The organism is Neopusillimonas maritima (assembly GCF_003576595.1).
Classification (GTDB): domain Bacteria; phylum Pseudomonadota; class Gammaproteobacteria; order Burkholderiales; family Burkholderiaceae_B; genus Neopusillimonas; species Neopusillimonas maritima.
Genome location: NZ_NQOU01000002.1, coordinates 530,347 through 549,726 on the forward strand (window position 1 = coordinate 530,347; position 19,380 = coordinate 549,726).

Genomic DNA, 19,380 nt, shown 5'->3' on the forward strand with positions numbered 1-19,380 from the left:
GCGAGGATGTATGACAGCTCACCGCCTGGCGGCAGTTATACCCGTTAAAAGTTTCAGCTATGCCAAACAACGGCTGCAGCCGGTATTGTCGGGCAGCGAGCGGCGGCTTCTTGCCCAAGCCATGTTTGAAGATGTCATGGACACGCTCACGCAGTGCCGGGCACTAAGCGGCGTCTATGTGATGACCAGCGACCCCGAGGCGGTGCAGCTTGCCGCCGATAGAGGAGTAAACACACTTCACGACCCGATTATCGGCGGGCTTTCAGGCGCCGTGGCTAGCGCTGCGCAAACCCTTAAAAGCGTTGGTTTTGAAGGCATGCTGGTGGTGCCGGCAGACGTACCGGGTATCGACACACGAAGTGTTGACCGCATTATCAACCAGCATGGCGCACCGCGATCAGTCACCCTGGTGCCGGCCTTGCGAGACGGTGGCACCAACGCCATGCTGTGTTCGCCACCCGATGTTATTCCGAACTGTTTCGGCCACAACAGTTTCCGGGCGCACTGCCAGTTGGCGGCCTCGTCGGGCGCGCAATTGAACACGTTAAGCCTGCCCCAACTTCAATACGACATCGACCGGCCCCTTGATTTGCTTTCCTTCCTGCAACAGGAAAGCCCGACCCGCACGTACCGCTTTTTAATTCAAAGCGGCATTGCCGACCGTTTACACCAAACTTCGCGCTCCGTTTTTTCATTGGCGAGTACGTTTTTTCCGTATGCCGAACAAACGCCGGCCATTTCGAGCATTCACAAAGGATGATTATTGCTATGCAAAACTCAAACTCCCGCATGCACACGCCTCTTTCTGAAAGCGCGGCCTACGACCTGATTAACCAACCGATTTCGTCGCTGTGCAAGACAGCGGCCCAATTGCGCGACGCCGGCCACGGCGAAGTTGTTTCCTATTCTCGTAAGGTTTTTATTCCGCTTACCCAGTTGTGCCGCGATGTGTGCCATTACTGCACCTTTGCGCAAACACCGCGCAAAATGCCCGCGCCCTACTTAAGCATTCAACAGGTTGTTGATATCGCCCGCCAGGGCGCCAAAACGCAGTGCAAGGAAGCTTTGTTCACTCTGGGTGACAAACCCGAGTTACGCTACCGCGCTGCGCGCGAAGCGCTCGACGAAATGGGTTACGACAGCACCATCAGTTACCTGATTGCGGCCTGCAAGGCGGTGTACGAGGAAACCGGGCTTATTCCGCATGTGAACCCGGGCCTGCTCACGCGCGACGATTTACTGCAATTGCGCACGGTTTCTGCGTCGCAGGGCATTATGCTCGAGAACGTTTCGCCCCGTTTGTGCGAACCGGGCCAAGCCCATTACGGCTCGCCCGACAAGCACCCCGAGGCACGCCTGGAAACCCTTCGACTGGCCGGTGAAACCCGGGTTCCGTTCACGTCGGGCATTCTGATTGGCATCGGCGAAACCCGGCGCGAGCGCATCGACTCACTGCTGGCTTTGCGCAAGCTGGATCAGGAATTCGGGCACATTCAGGAAATCATTGTTCAGAATTTCCGCCCCAAGCCCGGCACCCTCATGGCCAACGCCGAAGCGCCGTCGCTTGAAGAGCACCTATGGACAATCGCCGCAGCACGTTTGATTTTCGGGCCGGACGCCAACATTCAGGCCCCGCCCAACCTTCAGCCTGAAGGCCTGAAGCAATTAATCGATGCCGGCATTAACGACTGGGGCGGCGTCTCGCCCATTACGCCCGACCACGTGAACCCGGAAGCGCCCTGGCCGCACCTTGAGGCGCTGTCGGTGGCAACGGAAAAAGCCGGCAAGGTTCTGGCCGAACGTTTAACTGTTTATCCCAAATACGTACGCGAACTGGCCGACTGGGTCGACCCCGGTTTCCATACCCGTATTCTGCAATTAAGCGACGGCCATGGCCTGGCTTACACCGACGCCTGGACGGCCGGCAGCCAAACTCCGCCCCCTGAAAAAATCGTTCGGCAAGCCAAACAGGCCCCTTGCAGCGGCCCGGCCGTGCACAGCGAAGTCAGCGCCATTCTGAGCCGCGCACAAGCGGGAAGAACCTTAACCGAGCGTCACATTGAACGCCTGTTTCAGGCCCATGGCAGCGCCTTTTCCACCATTTGTCAGGCCGCCGATGAGGTACGCCGTCACGTGAACGGCAACGACGTCACGTTTGTGGTGAATCGCAATATCAACTACACCAACATCTGCGGTTACCGCTGCCAGTTTTGTGCATTCGCAAAAGGCAAGGGCGCGGAAGATTTGCGCGGCAAGCCTTATGACTTGCCGTTAGAGGAAATTCAACGGCGTGTGCTGGAAGCGTGGGAGCGTGGCGCTACCGAAGTGTGCATGCAAGGCGGCATTCACCCCTCGTACACCGGTGAAACCTATAAGGAAATTTGCGAGACCGTGAAAGCGGTGGTGCCGGAAATGCATATTCATGCGTTTTCGCCGCTGGAGATCTGGCAAGGCGCCGAAACCTTGAACATGCCGCTGAAAGACTACCTGTTGATGCTGAAGGAAAGCGGACTGTCGACACTGCCGGGCACGGCGGCTGAAATTCTCGACGACGAAATCCGCAAGATTATTTGTGTCGATAAGGTCACCACAGACCAATGGATGCAGGTAATGCGCTCGGCCCATCAGGTTGGCCTGAAAAGCACGTCAACGATTATGTTTGGCCACATTGAAGGCTACAAACATTGGGCGCGCCACTTGCTGCTGCTGCGCGAACTGCAAATGGAAACCGGCGGCATTACCGAGTTCGTGCCGCTGCCGTTCGTTCATATGGAGTCGCCCATTTACAGAAAAGGGCGCGCACGCAAAGGCCCCACTTTCCGCGAGGCGATTCTGATGCACGCGGTGGGGCGTTTGGCGCTGCACCCGCACATACCGAACATTCAGGCTTCGTGGGTGAAAATGGGCGTAACCGGTGTTGAGCTGTGCCTGAACGCCGGCGCCAACGACCTGGGCGGCACGCTGATGAACGAAACCATTTCACGCTCGGCCGGCGCGTCGCACGGCCAGGAAATGACGGCGCCCACGTTAGAGTCGCTGTTGATTTCAATGGGGCGTACGCCGCGCCAACGTTCCACTGCCTACGGCTCCGTTCCCGAGCATTTGCAACAACGGGCGCGGGAAGCCAAGCCCCCCATTCAGGCCATCGTGCCGCTTATGCGCAAACATGCCAAACGCCCCCGGGAAGTGGCTCATGTATAGAACGGACACCCTCGAACGGCCGTGGCAAGACCCTGCCGACGTCGGTGAAGCATCGCCCGATGCTCGCTTCACCGACGTTGTATTGAACCGGCGATCGGTGCGGCGCTACCTGCCCGAGCAGCCCCCTTTGGCAGCAATTAACCGGCTGCTGGAAATGGCTGTTACCGCGCCGTCGGCGCATAATCGGCAACCCTGGCGATTTGTGGTGATTCGCAGCTACCAGGAAAAAGCCAGGCTGGCCAAAGCCATGGGCGACAAGCTTGAACGCGACCGCATGGCCGACAACGACGACCCCGTCGACATCAAGAACGACGTTGCGCGTTCTTTCGCCCGCATTACCGGCGCGCCCACGCTCATTCTGCTGTGCGTCACGATGGCGGAGATGGACAGCTACCGCGACGCCGACCGAAGCCGACATGAATTCTGCATGGCAACGCAAAGTGTTGCCATGGCGGGCCAGAACATCATGCTGGCTGCGCAAGCATCCGGGCTTTCATCGTGCTGGATGTGCGCCCCCATGTTTTGCCCGACACTGGTTCAAACAACGCTGAACCTGCCTGAAGACTGGGTTCCGCAAGGCATGCTTACAGTGGGATATCCGGCAAATACAGGCAAGCCTTTTGTTCGCAAGCCGATACAAGATGTTGTCGTTTATCTCGACGAGGCACCCCATGCCACGTCCCAATAATTTTCTTAATTACAACGCATTACAGGAGACGTCATGTTCACCCACAACAAAAACGCAACCCGTTCCGACTACCCCGCCGAGTTGCAGCACATCATGAATCTTGAGCGAGCAAATGAATCGCGCGAATGGCTTTCAAGCTGGCGCATGCTAAGCGTGGAACCCACCCCCCTTGTCTCCATGAAACACCTGGCCCAAAAACTGGGGGTGGGTGCCGTTTTCCTGAAAGACGAATCGAAACGCTCTCCTTTAGGCAGTTTCAAAGCGTTAGGTGCGTCAATTGCACTGGTCAGACTCATCTTGCGTAAATTCCCCGACGCAGGCTTCACCGCCCAATCGCTTTTCAAAGGCGAACACGCGCAAACACTTAAAGACTTCACGGTTGTCAGCGCCACTGCCGGGAACCACGGTTCTTCATTGGCTGCGGCCGCGCGGGATATTGGATGCCGCTGTGTGATTGTTTTAAGCAGCCAGGTGAGTGCCGACCGCGAAAACGCCATTGCCTCGAACGGCGCGGAAATTGTGCGCGTTGCGGGCGACTACGATGACTCGGTTGAACATGCCGAGTCTTTATCGAAAACAGAAGGCTGGCTGGTGGTGTCGGACACTTCTTACGAAGGCTATGAAGAGATCCCCCGCGACGTGATGCAAGGTTACGCCACGATTCCGTCGGAAGTCATCGACCAGCTGGATGCAAAGAACGCCGATACTCCCCCGTTTACCCACGTGTTTTTGCAAGGCGGCGTGGGCGGCATGGCAGCCGGTATTACCGCATACTTGTGGGAGCGCTACGGTAAAAAACGCCCCACCCTGATTGTGGTGGAACCGAACCAGGCCGATTGCCTTTACCAAAGTGCGCTTGCCGGGCATGCGGCCAGCGCAACCGGTGATATCGACTCTTTAATGGCCGGCCTGGCGTGCGGCGAAGCGTCTCCGCTGGCGTGGCGTTTCCTGCAACCCGCCTGCGATTATTTCATTACCGTATCCGATACGAAAGCCGTTGAAGCCATGAAGATATTGGCGGAAGGACAATACGGCGATGTACCGATTGTGAGCGGCGGCTCCGGTGCGGCAGGCCTGGCGGCCCTTGTTGAACTCACCGAAAACGCCGCGCAAGGTAAAGAAGCCGGCATCAACGAAACATCCAAAATATTGTTGATTAATACCGAAGGGGCCACCGCGCCCACCGATTATCTGAAGCAAGTAGGTAAAACTGCGGAAGAAGTGCTTGCCGCCGCAGCCAAGGTGCAGGCCTGATCTAAAAAAAACAATTTAAGAAACCTGAACCCCGGCATGACAGGCCAAGTAAAAAGGGCGGCGAAGGAATTCGTCGCCCTTTTACTATCACGTGCGCAACGCACCGCATCAATAACCGTGAAACAAAAAATCGAGCGCAGCCGTAATTCTTGCGTGCTCATGCGTTAATGAAGCAACAGCACGCTTCAAAACACGCCGTGGTATGGCACCCATCTTAGGCGTTTCCAGTAAATAGCTTTCACCGTTAATTTCAAATACGGGCGTAAGATGCGTTGACAACTTCACATTCGGAAAGTCGCTTAAACGGCGCAACGGTATCACAACGCAACTGCCTAAGTCGTCCAGAAGATCGCTTTGCACATTAAGCAAATAAGGCGTGGTTGTGGCGTGCTTGCCTGGGTTGGCATAAACATCGAAACGCGCCATTAGAAACTTTTCCACTCATCGAGCGGTAATCCTTCATTTTCAATGGTTTCGTTATAGGCGTTTATAAAGCCCGCATGCTCGTTACGCCAACGACGCGCTTGCTCAAGACGAACAATTTCCCGCAAATGTGCATCGCACACTTGCGAAATATTGATCCCCAATTGCTTTGCTTGCTTTAAAACGTCGACACTGAGGCTTAAATTGGTCGCACGCTTGGCGGAGTGCGTAGTTATCATTTCCATTCCTTTTGCGCACTTAATATGCGCATAAATCATAGCCCTATATTAATATTGGAATGGAACTTGCGCAACGCACCGCTTACAACAGCCCCGCCAACCTAGTCACAATCGCACCCATTTCTTCGCTTTCGGTTTTCACCAATACATCGGGTCGTTCCGGCGCTTCGTACGCACTGTTGATACCGGTCATGTTGGGAATTTCACCTTTACGGGCACGTTTGTACAAGCCTTTGGGATCGCGGGCTTCACACACTTCCAGCGGCGTATCCACGAACACTTCCATAAAACGCTCTTCGCCAATGAGTTCGCGCGCCATGTCACGCTCGCGACGGTAGGGCGAAATAAACGCGGTCATGACGATTAAACCGGCGTCCATCATGAGCTTGGCCACTTCAGCAATGCGGCGGATATTTTCCACTCGGTCGGCTTCGGTAAAGCCCAGGTCTTTGTTCAGGCCCTGGCGAATATTGTCGCCGTCCAGAATGTAGGTGCGGCGGCCCTGTTCGTGCAATTGCTTTTCCAGGACATTGGCAATAGTGGATTTACCCGAGCCCGACAGGCCGGTGAACCAAATGACTTTACCGGGGTGGCCGTTCAGGCGTTCGCGGTCTTCACGCGTAATGCTTAGCGCCTGGCGATGCACGTTCTGGGCGCGTCGCAGGCTGTGGGTAATCATGCCCGCCGCAACGGTGGCATGGGTGAAGCGGTCGACCAGAATAAAGCCGCCCAGCGCGGGCAGATTGGCATACGTATCGAACGCCACCGGACGGCTCAGCGCCACATTACACACGCTAATGTCATTCAGGCCCAACTGCCTTGCGGCCTCATGGGCCAGGGTGTTCACGTTAATGCGATGTTTAATAGTCGTTAGCGTGGCGCCGGCCCACTGATTGGCCAGCTTCATTTCATAGCTGCGCCCCACCAGGCCGGGGTCGTCGTGCATCCAGACAATGGTGGCTTCGAATTGGTCGGTTGTGTTTAACGGCGTGTCGGCGCGCGTAAGAATGTCGCCCCGCGAGGCATCGATTTCGGTGTCCAGCGTGAGCGTAATGGCATCGCCGGCCTGGGCCTTGTTCAGATCGCCGTCCATGGTGACGATGCGCGCGACATTGGCGGTTTGGCCCGAGGCGGTGACGCGCACGGTTTCGCCGGGTTCAATATGCCCGGCCACGACGGTACCGCTGAAACCACGGAAGTCGGCGTCGGGCCGGTTCACCCATTGCACCGGCAGCACAAACTGTTGGTCGTTTCGGCGCGTAACCGGTACGGTTTCCAGATAGCCCAATAAAGTGGGGCCGGTATACCAGCCCGTATGGGCGGAGCGCTCCACCATGTTGTCGCCCTTCAGCGCCGACACGGGAATCGCGGTGATGCTTTCAAACCCCAACGCTTGAGCAAAGGTTTTGAAGGTTTCTTCTATTTCATTGAATGTGGCCTGGTTGTAGTTGACCAGATCCATTTTGTTCACTGCCAGCACCACGTGGCGAATGCCCACCAGCGACGTTAAGAAGGCGTGACGCCGGGTTTGGGTTAACACGCCCTGGCGCGCATCGGCCAGCAACACGGCCACGTCGGCTGTTGAGGCACCCGTGACCATATTGCGAGTGTACTGCTCGTGACCGGGGGTGTCGGCCACAATGAATTTGCGATGCTGCGTGGCAAAGAAACGATAGGCCACGTCAATCGTAATACCCTGTTCGCGCTCGGCCGCCAGGCCATCCACCAACAGCGCGAAGTCGATCTCTTCGCCTTGCGTGCCGTGGCGGCGTGAATCGGCTTCCAGCGTGGCAAGCTGGTCATCAAACAGTTGCTTGGACTCCCACAGCAGGCGACCGATCAGGGTGCTTTTACCGTCATCGACACTGCCGCAGGTAATAAAGCGCAACAGGTCGTGGCCCGATTGCTGGGCGATCCAATCGGCGGCGCTGGTGTATTCCACCGGCGTATGTGTCGTTGTTTGCTTTCGCGCTTTTGCCGTTTCAGATGCACCGTCGGACACTTTCTGTTGAGCGGAATTTGTATTCGAGCGAGCCATTAGAAATATCCTTCCTGTTTTTTCTTTTCCATGCTGCCGGCGCTGTCGGTGTCAATTTTGCGACCCTGACGTTCGGATGTGCGCGCGTTAATGAGTTCCAGCAAAATGTCGTCGAGCGAGTCGGCCTGAGACTCGACCGCACCGGTAAGGGGGTAGCAGCCCAGGGTACGGAAACGCACCGGTTTCATTTGAATGTCTTCACCGGGCAACAGGCGGCAGCGGTCGTCGTCAACCATCATGATCATGTCGTCGCGCACCACCACCGGACGCGGCTCGGAAAAATACAAGGGCACCACGGGAATGTCTTCCTGGTATATGTATTGCCAAATGTCCAGCTCGGTCCAGTTCGACAACGGAAAGACGCGAATACTCTCGCCGGGGTTTTTCTTGGTGTTGTACAAGTTCCAAAGTTCAGGGCGCTGGTTTTTTGGGTCCCAACGGTGGGTGGCGGTGCGGAACGAAAACACGCGTTCCTTGGCGCGCGACTTTTCTTCATCGCGCCGGGCACCGCCGAACACCACGTCGAATTTGTATTTATCCAGCGCTTGCTTCAGGCCTTCGGTTTTGGTGATGTCGGTATGCAGAGCGGAACCGTGATCGAACGGGTTAATGTCTTTTTCAATGGCCTCCGGATTAATGTGTACCAGCAAATCCATGCCCGATTCAGCCGCCATGTAGTCGCGAAACAGGTACATTTCCTGAAACTTCCAGCGGGTGTCCACATGGAGCAGCGGAAACGGCGGCGGTGCAGGGTAGAAGGCCTTGCGCGCCAGGTGTAACATGACCCCGCTGTCTTTGCCCACGGAATACAACATGGCGGGGTTCTGTGCTTCGGCCACCGCTTCACGAATAATATGAATGCTTTCCGCTTCCAGGCGCTTTAAGTGAGGCGACACACCAATGCCCTGGGCCTTGCGGCGCGGACGCAGGTTCAACACGGGTTGATAGGCTTGAAGAAGCAGGGTTACGCCGTTGGGTATGAGGGTGGGCGTGGCGCCAGGGGCAATGCCGGTGTCTGTTTGAGAGGATGATACGTTGCGCAATAGGCCCACCAGTTCACCGTGCGGAAATACGGCAATGTCTTTGCCAATATGCTGTTGCAGTTGCGCCAGAGCGGCGAGTATTACACTTAGGGTTGCCTCTACATCAACCTCACCCTGATCGGCCTCACATGCCCTACCGGGCGCGGCGGCACCTAACGGCACCCAGAAACGGGCGCCGCGCGGGTCGTTGGCGTGCAGGCAAGGCAGGCCGTTGGGTAAATTGGCCAGTTGCGCGAACAGAATGCGTTTACGCTGGCTGCGCATTTTTTCCAGCGCCCAGTTCAGCACCACGGTGCGAGGTACGCGGCCTTGCTCGTCACGCAAATTATCAGCGTTCAGTTCCGCCGGCAGCAGTTTAAGTTCATGCAAGCGCCGTTCAGTGGTGCGCCGGGTATGCGCGGCGTTGTCGCCGGCCAAATGGGCATGGGCCAGGTCGATATCCCACACCTGGGGTTGATCGAGCCCTTGCACAGAAGTGGCCGGATGGGTTTTAGAGGCAACAGTTGATTCAGGCATTGTCGTAATTTGCAGTTATTAGCTTAGTATTGTGATTATCAAGGCACACTGCTAGCATTTCAACTCCCTAATTCGCTATAAGCAAATAATGCGACACATTAACGCCGGGCTGGAATTGGCCCCATTACTAGAAAAAATCGCCTACGACGCAGGTAAACAAATTCTGCGTGTGTATGCGCAGGCAAACATTAATGCCGACAGCAAAGCTGACAAGAGCCCGGTAACAGCGGCCGATTTGCTGGCTCATGAAAGCATAGTGCGTGGTTTGAACGCTACATTTCCCGGCGTACCGGTGGTTTCCGAGGAAGACGAAGCGTCGCTGGCGTGGCGCTTACCCACGGGTTGCTATTGGCTGGTGGACCCGCTGGACGGCACAAAAGAATTTCTGAACCGCAACGGCGACTTCACGGTCAACATTGCATTAATTGAAAACGGTCAGACCACGTTCGGCATGGTGTATGCCCCGGCACACGATACGTTCTATTGGGGTGGAGCGAGACTAGGGGCGGCTATGCGTGAAAAAGGCGTGGTAACGGTTTTGCTGGGCCTACGTAGTGAAGACGAGGAAGACGAAGGCAGCTACCCCTCGGGCGAAAGCGCCGACGCCAATGAAAGCCGTAGCCTCAACGAGGGGGGAGCGGCACACTTGGGCCGCTTGCGCGTGGTGGCCAGCAAAAGCCATCTGAACGAAGAAACTCAAACGTTCATTCAGCAGTTGGGCGACGCTGAGCTGGTGCAAGCCGGTAGTTCACTGAAATTTTGCACTATTGTGCGCGGCCAGGCCGACCTTTACCCACGCCTGGGACCCACCTGCGAATGGGATACGGCTGCCGCCCACGCGGTACTGGAAGGCGCCGGTGGCGTGGTACTGGACATACACGGCCAACCTTTACATTACGGGAAGGCAAATGTACTGAACCCATGGTTCGTCGCGGCCGCCCGTGCTGAAAATGCCCGTTCGGCGTTACGGTTGAACGCGGCAAACTTACCCTTACCCCAGCCGGCAGCAAAGAAGCCCGACCATGATTGACCTAAGTTACACCGTCGCCGGGGCGTTAACCGGTTTTGTGGTGGGTATTACCGGCGTGGGCGGCGGCGCGTTGATGACCCCTATTCTGGTTTTGTTTTTTGGCGTTGCGCCCACTACCGCCATTGCCACCGACTTATGGTTTGCCGCCATTACCAAACTGGTGGGTGCCCGCATTCACCAACGATCCGGCAAGGTCGACTGGCAAGTCGTGCGGCGCTTATGGTGGGGCAGCCTACCGGTAGCATTGGCCGTCGTCGCATGGGTAAGCTTGGGCGCCAAAATACACAAGTTCGATTGGCTGACCGCCGCCATTGGCGTTGTAGTGGGCATTACCGCCCTGGGCATGCTGGCGGCACCGAAACTACAAGCCGCAGCCCTCCATCGCCGCCTGGATCATCCTTTGAAATTCAAAGCCTGGCAACCCGGCCTGACCATAACAGGGGGTGCAATATTGGGTTTGTGTGTGGCCTTAACGTCGGTGGGCGCGGGTGCTTTGGGCAGCATTATGCTGTTGTATTTATACCCCTTGCGCATGACCCCGCATAAACTGGTGGCCACCGACATTGTGCACGCCATTCCGCTGGCAATTGCAGCCGGGTTGGGCTATTTGTTCGCGGGGATGGTGAACTGGCCCATGCTGCATAGCCTGTTAATCGGCTCGGTGCCCGCCATTGTGCTGGGCAGCTTGCTGGCCGGAAAGTTGCCGGGGCGGGCGATACAAATTGCGCTGGCGGTGGTGTTGCTGGTTACTGCGGTTAAGTTGCTGGCTTGAGTTAATCGCTCTTAAAGAGACACTAAATTAACTCCGATGCGTCTCTTAATCGTCCCGCAGTTGTTGGCAAGCCGCCCCTTTCCAGAGCATCGGCAAATTCGGCCGGCGTAGACCCCGGCTTTCTGCGTCGCTGGCGCATACGTTTAAAAGCGGCGATTGCATTTACCGGGTCTAAATCCCACTGATTCACGCATGGCATCGCGGCGAACATTCAGTTTTCCGACCAGATCAGGTCGATTTCGTTCGATAGCTCTAATCCATTCATCCTCAATTCTTGTTGTCCACTTCGCTGCGAAGAACCCAGCCGTCGCCAGACTCATTAAGGAATCAGCCATTGCTAATGGATACAAAACACAAGCATCTAACAATGCGGTGTAACGAACGTGGCCCGCCATTAGTAATCTAAACCAAGCTCACGGGCATTTTCTGCCATTCTCTTTAGAGCATTTGCTTGTCGGGCACGCATATTTCGACCGTACTCAACCAAATCGTCCAACGCAATTCGTCGATGCGAACCAACCTTCCTATACGGCAACCTGCCGGCCTCTATTTCTTTAATAACGAAAGGCCGCGAAACATTCAAAAAATTCGCTGCTTCAACCGTTGTGAATTCTTGATCTGTTGGCATCAAAACAACCGGACGACCCTCGCTCATTACCCCTAACAGTTGACCAATCAATTTTAATGCAGCAGGCGGTACATCAACCGTTGGGTGTTCCCCCTTATCCGTCGTTAATGTAATCGACGCCGCTCTTGAATGATCAAGCGCGGCCATAATGCACCGCTGAGCAACTCGCACCATTTCTTTGTCTTTAGGGCTCAGCGGCGGCGAAACCTCACGAACCCTGTCAATAGCACGCATATGTTTCTCCTTGCATACTTATCCATAACCCACAGGCCAGAAAGAAATCTGACCCCAAACTCAATAATACACTAAGTGAAATAAATGAAATAAACGAAGCAAATTGCCATTTAATTTCTACATTTTGCATTGTTTCAAAAACACATAAACAAATAACCTGCGCAGGAATAAGAATATAACCAGCACAAAAATATAAACATAACGATTCAGTTGTTTGGTTGGGCGCCAACGGTTCCTAGAATGAAAGCACTTTCATGGAATCAGCCCAACTTATGTTATCGACCTCTTTGCTTTCCACCGCACAACGCAGCCAGGTGGACGACTTAACAACCGAACTGGACCCCAATGCGCTGACCTGGCTTTCCGGCTACTTTGCCGGCATAGCACAGGAACGCGACCGGCAGGGGCACGCACGCCTGGAGGGCAATGGTAATGCGGTTGAAACAGCAGGTGCCGCCGTCGTCGCCCCGCTTATCGCATCTGCCGTGGCGCAACCCGAGCCGCAAACGTCGCTTACCGTCACCGTGCTGTACGGCAGCCAAACGGGTAATGCACAACGTCAGGCCGAGCAGCTGGCCGCCGACCTGCAAACAGCCGGGTTTGCGGTCAACCTGGTTCGGGCCGATCAATACAACGTGCGCGATCTGAAAAATGAACGCTTGCTGTACGTGGTCATCAGTACACAGGGCGACGGCGATCCGCCGGACGACTCAATGGGATTTGTTGAATTTCTAAGTGGTCGCCGTGCACCGAAGCTGCCCGAACTGCAGTATGCCGTACTGGGGCTGGGTGACTCCAGCTACCCCGAGTTCTGCGGCATTGCCAAAACCCTTGATGCCCGCTTCGCGGAATTGGGTGCGCAGCGTTTGCAAGCCGTAGGCACGGCCGACCTGGACATTGAAACCGTTAGCGACCCATGGCGTGAAAGCGCGGTAACACATGCGCGGGAACAGGCCGGCAACGATTTGGCGCCGAATGAACGCCCTACGGGCGCCACTGTGACACCGCTGCATCCGGTTCCACGCACTCTCGCCTATTCCCGCAATCATCCATTCCAGGCAGAGCTGTTGTTGAATCAGCCGATTATCGGGCGTGGCAGTGTGAAAGACATTCGCCATATTGAGTTGTCGCTGGAAGGCAGCGGGCTGCACTACGAACCCGGCGATGCACTGGGCATCTGGCCCAAGCAGGATCCCGCATTGGTTCAGGCGGTGTTGCAGGCTACAGGCCTGAAAGGCGAGGAAACCGTCACATTTGGGGGCGACACCCGCTCTGTGTACGACTGGTTGCGTCAACACCGTGAACTAACCGTATTAACACGCCCGTTTCTGGAAGCGCATGCAGCGCGTGTTGTTGAAAATGGAACAAGCCCACGTAAACCACGCGCACGCATACAGCAAAGCACCCCCGAGGGTCTTGGTTTAAGCACTCTGCTGGCTCCGGAAAACAGTGCCGACCTGCGCGCCTGGCTCACCTCCAATCAACTATTGGATGTGTTGCAACAATTCCCGGCGCAATGGACGGCACAGGATTTCATTCAGGCCCTTCGGCCACTTACTCCCCGCTTGTATTCCATTGCCTCGGCGCAATCAGTAGTGGACGAAGAAGTGCATTTAACCGTTGCCAATATCGCGTACGACACGAACGGAGAGCCGCGCTGGGGCGTCACCACCCGTTTCCTGAGCCAGCTTGAGGAAGGTGAATCGGTGCCGTTGTTTATAGAAAAGAACGAGCGCTTTCGCCTGCCGGCTGACTCGCAACGCGACATCATCATGATTGGGCCGGGCACCGGTGTGGCGCCCTTCCGCGCGTTTGTACAGGCCCGCACCGAGGCGGGTGCCGCCGGGCGCAACTGGCTGTTCTTCGGGAACCCGCATTTTCAAACCGACTTCCTGTACCAAACGGAATGGCAGCAGGCCGTGGCCAAGGGCGAACTGCACCGGCTTGACCTGGCCTTTTCCCGCGACCAGGCCCAGCGCATCTATGTACAAGACCGCTTGCGCGAACACGCTGCCGATGTGTATGACTGGATTGAAAACGGCGCCCATGTCTATGTGTGCGGCGACGCCACGCGGATGGCCAAAGATGTACATCAAACATTGCTGGACATTGCCCGCGAGCAGGGCGGTCGCACGCAAGAGCAGGCATCCGAATGGCTGAACAACCTGGCCGCCCAGGGCCGCTACGCACGCGATGTTTATTAATTAACCGTGCAGCGTTCGCAACGTCAACGTAAATACAGATTGGACTCAAGAATCATGACCGCCCCTTTATCACCGCTGGAACAACTGAAGGCCGATAGCCGGCTCCTGCGTGGCACTATTCAAGAAGGACTGGCCGACCCATTAACGGGCGCCATTTCGGAAGACGACAACAAATTGTTGAAATTTCACGGTAGCTATCAGCAAGACGACCGCGATTTGCGCGACGAGCGCCGTAAACAAAAACTGGAGCCGGCGTATTCGTTCATGATTCGTGCGCGTCTGGCGGGCGGCGTGGTGTCACCCGCGCAATGGCTGGCTTTCGACGACCTGGCGCGCCAGTATGCCGGCCGCGGCTTGCGCATTACGACCCGGCAAACCTTTCAATGGCATGGCGTCATAAAGCGCAACTTGAAGCCCACTTTGCGTGCGATTAACGATGCGTTGGCCACCACCATAGCGGCCTGCGGCGACGTCAACCGGCAAGTGGTGTGCTCGGTTAATCCATGGCTATCAAACACGCATGCTGAAATTGCGCAATGGGCGCAAAAGCTATCGGACTATTTTCTACCGAAAACCCGGGCCTACCACGAGATATGGCTGGACGGCGAAAAGGTGGAATTTAATGCCGCCGAACCCGAGGCGGAGCCGCTTTACGGCCCCACTTACTTGCCTCGCAAATTCAAAATCGGTATTGCCGTGCCGCCCTTCAACGACGTCGACGTCTTCGCGCAAGACGTCGGCCTGATTGCCATTGTGAACAACGGCAAGCTGGAAGGCTTCAATTTAAGTATCGGCGGCGGCATGGGCGCCTCACACGGCGACGCCACCACCTACCCGCGCGTGGGTAGCGTCGTAGGGTTTGTGACGCCGGAACAGGTCATTGCCGCCGTGGAGTCGGTAATGATTCTGCAACGCGACTTGGGTAATCGCGATGAGCGCCGCTACGCGCGCCTGAAGTACACCATTGACCGCATTGGCCTGACGGCGTTTGTGGAAAAGCTGCAGGCCCTGGCGGGGTTCACTCTGGCCCCTGCGCGCGAATTCACGTTTCAAAGCAATCACGATCACTACGGCTGGTTCAAGGGTGACAACGATTTGTGGCATCTGGGTTTGCATGTGGAGTCAGGACGGTTGTGGGATGCCGATACGCAAGCACAAAATACGCAGCGACTGTGGCAAACCGGCTTGCGGGAAATAGCCAAAATTCATACAGGAGAGTTTCTGCTCACGTGCAACCAGAACGTAGTCATTGCCAACGTGAAAAACGCCGACCGCAAACGCATTAACGCCTTGATTAAAAAACACGGCCTGAACACCGGCGAAACATTCAGTGCCCTGCGCCAACACAGTATTGCCTGCGTAGCCTTGCCCACATGCGGCCTGGCCATGGCGGAAAGCGAACGCTATCTGCCAGAATTGTTGCCCAAGATGGAGGCTTTGCTAGACAAGCATGGCCTGCGCAACACGCCCATTACGCTGCGCCTGTCGGGGTGCCCAAATGGTTGCTCCCGGCCATATTTGGCTGAAATTGCTTTAGTGGGTCGCGCGCCCGGCCGCTACGATTTGCGCCTGGGGGCCAATGCCCAAGGCAGCCGACTGAACCGCATTTATGCTGAAAACATCGACGAGCCTCAAATTCTGGCGACGCTGGATGAGCTGCTGGGTCGCTATGCTGCTGAACGCGCATCTAACGAAGGTTTCGGTGACTTTATCGCGCGGACTCAAGAGGTGACGGCATGAGCGATAACCCGAAATTATTTCCGGTCTTCATGAATCTGGCCGGCAAGAAGGTATTGGTCGTGGGTGCGGGTGAAGTGGCCGCACGCAAGATACGCCTGCTGCTTGGAACGGATGCCGAGATTCATATTGGGGCGATTCATTTCAGCGAAACGGTGCTGGCATTAACGCAAACGACATTCACGTTGCATCACGGACCTTATCAAACGGAATGGCTGAATGACGCCTGGTTGGTGATCGCTGCCACGCAAGACCGCGAGCTGAATGAACGCATTGCCCGCGAGGCTGAGCAACAGCGTATTCCAGTCAACGTCGTGGACACCCGTGAACTCTGCGCCTTTCAGGTACCGGCCATGGTTGAGCGAGGTGATTTAAGGGTCGCGATATCGTCGGGCGGCCATGCCCCCGTCATTGCCCGACGCATACGCGAACGTATTGAAACCTTGCTCGACCCAAGCCTGGGCACACTGATGGCCATGACTGAACGCTATCGCCCGGCCATTCGCCGCGCGCGCCCATCATTGCCGCAAAGGCGGCAGTTTTATAACTGGTTGCTCGACGGCCCGGTAAGCCACGAGTTGCGTTCGGGCAACCTGGCGCAAGCCGAATTTATGTTGCTGTCGGCGTTGAAACAAGCGGAAGAGTCGGCCCAAGGCCTGGTAACCCTGGTGGGCGCCGGCCCCGGCGACCCCGGATTACTCACCCTGAACGCCCAACGCGCGCTAAATGAAGCCGATGTCATTCTGCACGACCGGTTGGTGGGTGCCGATGTTCTGGCGTTGGCCCGCCGCGACGCGCAGTGCATTTCCGTCGGAAAGAAGGCGGGTGAGAACCAGAATGCGACGCAGGATCGTATTCACACCCTAATGAAACACTACGCCGAACAAGGCCTGCACGTGGTGCGCCTGAAAGGCGGCGACCCCTTTATATTCGGTCGCGGCGGGGAAGAACTGCAATTCCTGCGCGAGCACGGTATTGCCTACCGGGTCGTACCAGGTTTAACGGCTGCGCTGGCCGGTGCCGCATACGCCGGCATTCCCTTAACTCACCGCGATCACGCACAGTCGGTTCGGCTGCTAACCGCCCACCGTCGCCCTGGGCACGATATAGAAAACTGGCCCGCTTTGACCCAACCGGGTCAAACGCTGGTGTTCTACATGGGGGTGAAGCAAATTGCAGCACTGCAAACGCAATTGCTGCATCACGGGCAGTCGCCCGACACCGCCGTCGCTTTTATTGAAAACGCCACGATGAAAACACAACGCGTCATACATGCACGCGTTGCAAACATGGCGGAACAGGCCGGCGAATACAACCTGCAATCGCCCGCACTGATTGTGGTGGGTGATGTCGTTGCGCTTGGAAAAGACCTGGCATGGTTTAAATCGGTTATGAACCAAGATACCAATGCACCGTATGCTTCGCCGTCAACCCCCGAGCACCCGCTTCACGCTCCCCTGCACCGCACCGCCTCGCTTCAGCCTGAACACACAAGCGCTAAACTTAATTAAATTGGAGCACCTTTCATGTACGACACCATGACCCTTGACTCTCCAGAACAACTTGAATCCTGGTCCGCCGCGGAGCGTGTTCACTGGGCCCTGGAAAACCTGCCCGGCCAGTTCATCCTGACCTCCAGCTTCGGTATTCAATCGGCCGTTCTGCTGCATTTGGTTAAACAGATTCGGCCCGAAATGCCCGTACTGTTTATCGACACCGGTTACCTTTTCCCCGAAACCTACCAGTTCGCCAAAACCTTAACCGAACGCCTGAAACTGAACCTGAAAGTGGTGGCGCCGGCCTGGACGCCGGCCCGCCTGGAAAGCGTTCACGGCAAGCTATGGGAAAACGGTGTGGAAGGGCTGGACCACTACAACCGCCTGATGAAAGTAGAACCCATGGAACGGGCCTTGAACGACCTAAACGTGGGCACCTGGTTCGCCGGCCTGCGCCGTGAGCAAGCCAAATCACGCGCCGACCGGCCGGTGGTGGAACAGCGCAAAGACGGCCGCTACAAGGTGTACCCGTTAATCGACTGGACCAACCGCGATATTCATCGCTACCTGACTGAACACGACTTGCCCTACCACCCGTTGTGGGAACAAGGCTATGTGTCGGTAGGCGACTGGCACACCAGCGTTCCCCTTACGGGCGACATGACCGAAGAGGAAACGCGGTTCTTTGGATTAAAGCGGGAGTGCGGGTTGCATGATTGAGGGGCGCGGTTAGGCTACCGCCTCCCCCGTTAATGCTTCATAGCGGGCTATAAAGCCTGGATCGCGCTCTTTCAAGTCTTCATGGCTAACACGCCCGGTTCGGCGCATATAGTCGTAGGCAAACACCACCGGATCCAGATGCATTTTCCGATCAACCGACTCATACCAATCCAGACTTCTTGCCGCTGCCGTTTGAAAATTGGCTGACGAAGTACGACGCAGTTTTTCGAAGTGGGTGAAGGCGGACGGCAAATCTTTCCCGTGTAAATTCACGGCTTCATACAACGCAATGGCATCCTGCATGGCCATGCGAGTACCCGACCCCAAAGAAAAATGCACGGTTCGCAAGGCATCGCCCAACAGCACAATATTCTTGTAAGACCAATTTTCGTTGCTGACGATATTGGCAGAGAACCAAGTCGAACGATTGGATAGTAAGCCGTTACTTCCTAAATCCCTGGCAAATACCTGCTCGCAAAAACGCCGGCTATCTTCATCCGACATGGCATCGAGCCCGGCCCGCTTCCAGGTGTCAGGATCCACCTCAATCAGGAAGGTGCTTAAGTCTTTACTGTACTGATAACAATGCGCAATGAAGACCCCATGCTCCGTTTCCCGAAAGATTAATGAAACCGCATGGAAAAGCTGGCGTGTGCCATACCATGCAAATTTGTTGCGCCGCTTTTCAAAATGCGGTTTGAAATGCTCAGCGAACTGGGTTCGAACGCCGCTGTTTGCGCCGTCGGCACCCACAATTAAATCGGCCTCGTCCAGTACGCCAATATCATCCACCCGCGTATCGAATTTGAAATTAACCCCAACCGACTTGCATTCGTCTTGCAAGACCTTAAGCAAGTCGATACGGGAGGCGCGCGAAAAATGGTTGTTGCGCAGCTGCACGTGCACGTCTTTATGCACTACTTCCATATAATCACAACGCTCGTGGCTTGCCGTAAATTTTTGATAAAACTCTGCGTCGGCTTGCTTCAGAAAACTTAAAGCAACATCGGAAAAGACAACGCCCCAACCGTACGTTGCACCTGCCGGATTCTGTTCATATACGGTAATGTCGTGACTTGCATCGCGCTTTTTCATCAACAACGAAAAATACATACCAGCGGGTCCGCCGCCCACAACTGCAATCTTCATAAAAGCCC

The 19,380-nt window shown here is 56.0% G+C and carries 18 protein-coding genes; 10 read left to right on the plus strand and 8 right to left on the minus strand.

Going from position 1 to position 19,380, the window contains the following annotated elements; translation table 11 throughout:
* The first annotated feature begins 10 nt into the window (after positions 1 to 10).
* The 4 genes from cofC to CJO09_RS07580 are packed head-to-tail and all read left to right on the plus strand — an operon-like array spanning position 11 to position 5,143.
* Positions 11 to 760 carry a 2-phospho-L-lactate guanylyltransferase gene (cofC, locus tag CJO09_RS07565; protein ID WP_119441814.1) on the plus strand — a complete coding sequence of 250 codons (750 nt, stop codon included), beginning with the start codon at positions 11 to 13 and terminating at the stop codon, positions 758 to 760.
* Between the two features lie 8 nt (positions 761 to 768).
* Positions 769 to 3,201: a 5-amino-6-(D-ribitylamino)uracil--L-tyrosine 4-hydroxyphenyl transferase CofH gene (cofH, locus tag CJO09_RS07570; protein ID WP_179950522.1), complete on the plus strand. Its 2,433-nt coding sequence runs from the start codon at positions 769 to 771 to the stop codon at positions 3,199 to 3,201.
* The gene (locus CJO09_RS07575; protein WP_119441816.1) at positions 3,194 to 3,889 is read left to right on the plus strand and encodes a nitroreductase family protein; all 696 of its coding nucleotides are present in this window, start codon (positions 3,194 to 3,196) and stop codon (positions 3,887 to 3,889) included. The genes cofH and CJO09_RS07575 overlap by 8 nt, the downstream gene beginning before the upstream one ends.
* A gap of 33 nt (positions 3,890 to 3,922) precedes the next feature.
* A complete protein-coding gene (locus CJO09_RS07580) occupies positions 3,923 to 5,143 on the plus strand; it encodes a diaminopropionate ammonia-lyase (RefSeq protein WP_119441817.1) in 1,221 nt (406 codons plus the stop codon).
* A 108-nt stretch (positions 5,144 to 5,251) separates the two neighbouring features.
* Here the strand turns inward: CJO09_RS07580 and CJO09_RS07585 are convergent, their stop codons facing one another.
* The 4 genes from CJO09_RS07585 to cysD form a co-directional block, all read right to left on the minus strand.
* Positions 5,252 to 5,569 carry a CcdB family protein gene (locus CJO09_RS07585; RefSeq protein WP_114419188.1) on the minus strand — a complete coding sequence of 106 codons (318 nt, stop codon included), beginning with the start codon at positions 5,567 to 5,569 and terminating at the stop codon, positions 5,252 to 5,254.
* Positions 5,569 to 5,805, minus strand: coding sequence for a type II toxin-antitoxin system CcdA family antitoxin (locus CJO09_RS07590; protein ID WP_119441818.1), 237 nt, complete (start codon positions 5,803 to 5,805; stop codon positions 5,569 to 5,571). The genes CJO09_RS07585 and CJO09_RS07590 overlap by 1 nt, the downstream gene beginning before the upstream one ends.
* 82 nt (positions 5,806 to 5,887) lie before the next feature.
* Complete coding sequence (gene cysN / locus CJO09_RS07595; RefSeq protein WP_119441819.1) at positions 5,888 to 7,843, minus strand: sulfate adenylyltransferase subunit CysN; 1,956 nt, start codon at positions 7,841 to 7,843, stop codon at positions 5,888 to 5,890.
* Complete coding sequence (gene cysD, locus CJO09_RS15700) at positions 7,843 to 8,739, minus strand: sulfate adenylyltransferase subunit CysD (protein ID WP_218961052.1); 897 nt, start codon at positions 8,737 to 8,739, stop codon at positions 7,843 to 7,845. The genes cysN and cysD overlap by 1 nt, the downstream gene beginning before the upstream one ends.
* A gap of 751 nt (positions 8,740 to 9,490) precedes the next feature.
* Here cysD and CJO09_RS07605 point away from each other — a divergent pair.
* Positions 9,491 to 10,432: a 3'(2'),5'-bisphosphate nucleotidase CysQ family protein gene (locus tag CJO09_RS07605; protein ID WP_119441820.1), complete on the plus strand. Its 942-nt coding sequence runs from the start codon at positions 9,491 to 9,493 to the stop codon at positions 10,430 to 10,432.
* Complete coding sequence (locus tag CJO09_RS07610) at positions 10,425 to 11,204, plus strand: sulfite exporter TauE/SafE family protein (RefSeq protein ID WP_119441821.1); 780 nt, start codon at positions 10,425 to 10,427, stop codon at positions 11,202 to 11,204. Before CJO09_RS07605 ends, CJO09_RS07610 begins: the two co-directional genes overlap by 8 nt.
* Before the next feature lie 22 nt (positions 11,205 to 11,226).
* Here CJO09_RS07610 and CJO09_RS15965 read toward each other — a convergent pair whose 3' ends face one another.
* Genes CJO09_RS15965 through CJO09_RS07620 form a run of 3 tightly spaced genes read right to left on the minus strand, consistent with a single transcriptional unit; the run spans position 11,227 to position 12,066 of the window.
* Entirely contained in the window at positions 11,227 to 11,415 is a 189-nt protein-coding gene (locus tag CJO09_RS15965; RefSeq protein WP_484195855.1) for a VapC50 family PIN domain-containing toxin, read from the minus strand.
* Positions 11,348 to 11,599, minus strand: a complete 252-nt coding sequence (locus tag CJO09_RS15705; protein ID WP_245961260.1) for a hypothetical protein — start codon at positions 11,597 to 11,599, stop codon at positions 11,348 to 11,350. Before CJO09_RS15705 ends, CJO09_RS15965 begins: the two co-directional genes overlap by 68 nt.
* Positions 11,599 to 12,066 (minus strand): helix-turn-helix domain-containing protein, encoded by a 468-nt coding sequence (locus CJO09_RS07620; RefSeq protein WP_119441822.1) that lies wholly within the window; start codon positions 12,064 to 12,066, stop codon positions 11,599 to 11,601. Before CJO09_RS07620 ends, CJO09_RS15705 begins: the two co-directional genes overlap by 1 nt.
* Before the next feature lie 254 nt (positions 12,067 to 12,320).
* Between CJO09_RS07620 and CJO09_RS07630 the strand changes: the two genes are divergently transcribed.
* Genes CJO09_RS07630 through CJO09_RS07645 form a run of 4 tightly spaced genes read left to right on the plus strand, consistent with a single transcriptional unit; the run spans position 12,321 to position 18,223 of the window.
* Positions 12,321 to 14,270, plus strand: a complete 1,950-nt coding sequence (locus CJO09_RS07630) for an assimilatory sulfite reductase (NADPH) flavoprotein subunit (RefSeq protein ID WP_245961261.1) — start codon at positions 12,321 to 12,323, stop codon at positions 14,268 to 14,270.
* Positions 14,271 to 14,324: 54 nt separating this feature from the next.
* A complete protein-coding gene (gene cysI, locus CJO09_RS07635) occupies positions 14,325 to 16,010 on the plus strand; it encodes an assimilatory sulfite reductase (NADPH) hemoprotein subunit (protein ID WP_119441824.1) in 1,686 nt (561 codons plus the stop codon).
* Positions 16,007 to 17,518, plus strand: coding sequence for a siroheme synthase CysG (cysG, locus tag CJO09_RS07640; protein ID WP_119441825.1), 1,512 nt, complete (start codon positions 16,007 to 16,009; stop codon positions 17,516 to 17,518). The genes cysI and cysG overlap by 4 nt, the downstream gene beginning before the upstream one ends.
* A gap of 15 nt (positions 17,519 to 17,533) precedes the next feature.
* Positions 17,534 to 18,223, plus strand: a complete 690-nt coding sequence (locus CJO09_RS07645) for a phosphoadenylyl-sulfate reductase (protein ID WP_119441826.1) — start codon at positions 17,534 to 17,536, stop codon at positions 18,221 to 18,223.
* A 9-nt stretch (positions 18,224 to 18,232) separates the two neighbouring features.
* Here CJO09_RS07645 and CJO09_RS07650 read toward each other — a convergent pair whose 3' ends face one another.
* The gene (locus tag CJO09_RS07650; RefSeq protein ID WP_119441827.1) at positions 18,233 to 19,372 is read right to left on the minus strand and encodes an FAD-dependent monooxygenase; all 1,140 of its coding nucleotides are present in this window, start codon (positions 19,370 to 19,372) and stop codon (positions 18,233 to 18,235) included.
* Positions 19,373 to 19,380: the final 8 nt, after the last annotated feature.

Coding starts and splice junctions, on each gene's coding strand:
- CJO09_RS07605 (WP_119441820.1), top strand. CDS start 9,491: ATGCGACACATTAACGCCGGGCTGGAATTGGCCCCATTACTAGAAAAA.
- CJO09_RS07630 (WP_245961261.1), top strand. CDS start 12,321: ATGGAATCAGCCCAACTTATGTTATCGACCTCTTTGCTTTCCACCGCA.
- CJO09_RS07620 (WP_119441822.1), bottom strand. CDS start 12,066: ATGCGTGCTATTGACAGGGTTCGTGAGGTTTCGCCGCCGCTGAGCCCT.
- CJO09_RS07610 (WP_119441821.1), top strand. CDS start 10,425: ATGATTGACCTAAGTTACACCGTCGCCGGGGCGTTAACCGGTTTTGTG.
- CJO09_RS07650 (WP_119441827.1), bottom strand. CDS start 19,372: ATGAAGATTGCAGTTGTGGGCGGCGGACCCGCTGGTATGTATTTTTCG.
- cysI (WP_119441824.1), top strand. CDS start 14,325: ATGACCGCCCCTTTATCACCGCTGGAACAACTGAAGGCCGATAGCCGG.
- CJO09_RS07590 (WP_119441818.1), bottom strand. CDS start 5,805: ATGATAACTACGCACTCCGCCAAGCGTGCGACCAATTTAAGCCTCAGT.
- CJO09_RS07580 (WP_119441817.1), top strand. CDS start 3,923: ATGTTCACCCACAACAAAAACGCAACCCGTTCCGACTACCCCGCCGAG.
- CJO09_RS07585 (WP_114419188.1), bottom strand. CDS start 5,569: ATGGCGCGTTTCGATGTTTATGCCAACCCAGGCAAGCACGCCACAACC.
- CJO09_RS15965 (WP_484195855.1), bottom strand. CDS start 11,415: ATGTTCGCCGCGATGCCATGCGTGAATCAGTGGGATTTAGACCCGGTA.
- CJO09_RS07575 (WP_119441816.1), top strand. CDS start 3,194: ATGTATAGAACGGACACCCTCGAACGGCCGTGGCAAGACCCTGCCGAC.
- CJO09_RS07645 (WP_119441826.1), top strand. CDS start 17,534: ATGTACGACACCATGACCCTTGACTCTCCAGAACAACTTGAATCCTGG.
- cysG (WP_119441825.1), top strand. CDS start 16,007: ATGAGCGATAACCCGAAATTATTTCCGGTCTTCATGAATCTGGCCGGC.
- cofC (WP_119441814.1), top strand. CDS start 11: ATGACAGCTCACCGCCTGGCGGCAGTTATACCCGTTAAAAGTTTCAGC.
- cysN (WP_119441819.1), bottom strand. CDS start 7,843: ATGGCTCGCTCGAATACAAATTCCGCTCAACAGAAAGTGTCCGACGGT.
- cofH (WP_179950522.1), top strand. CDS start 769: ATGCAAAACTCAAACTCCCGCATGCACACGCCTCTTTCTGAAAGCGCG.
- CJO09_RS15705 (WP_245961260.1), bottom strand. CDS start 11,599: ATGGCGGGCCACGTTCGTTACACCGCATTGTTAGATGCTTGTGTTTTG.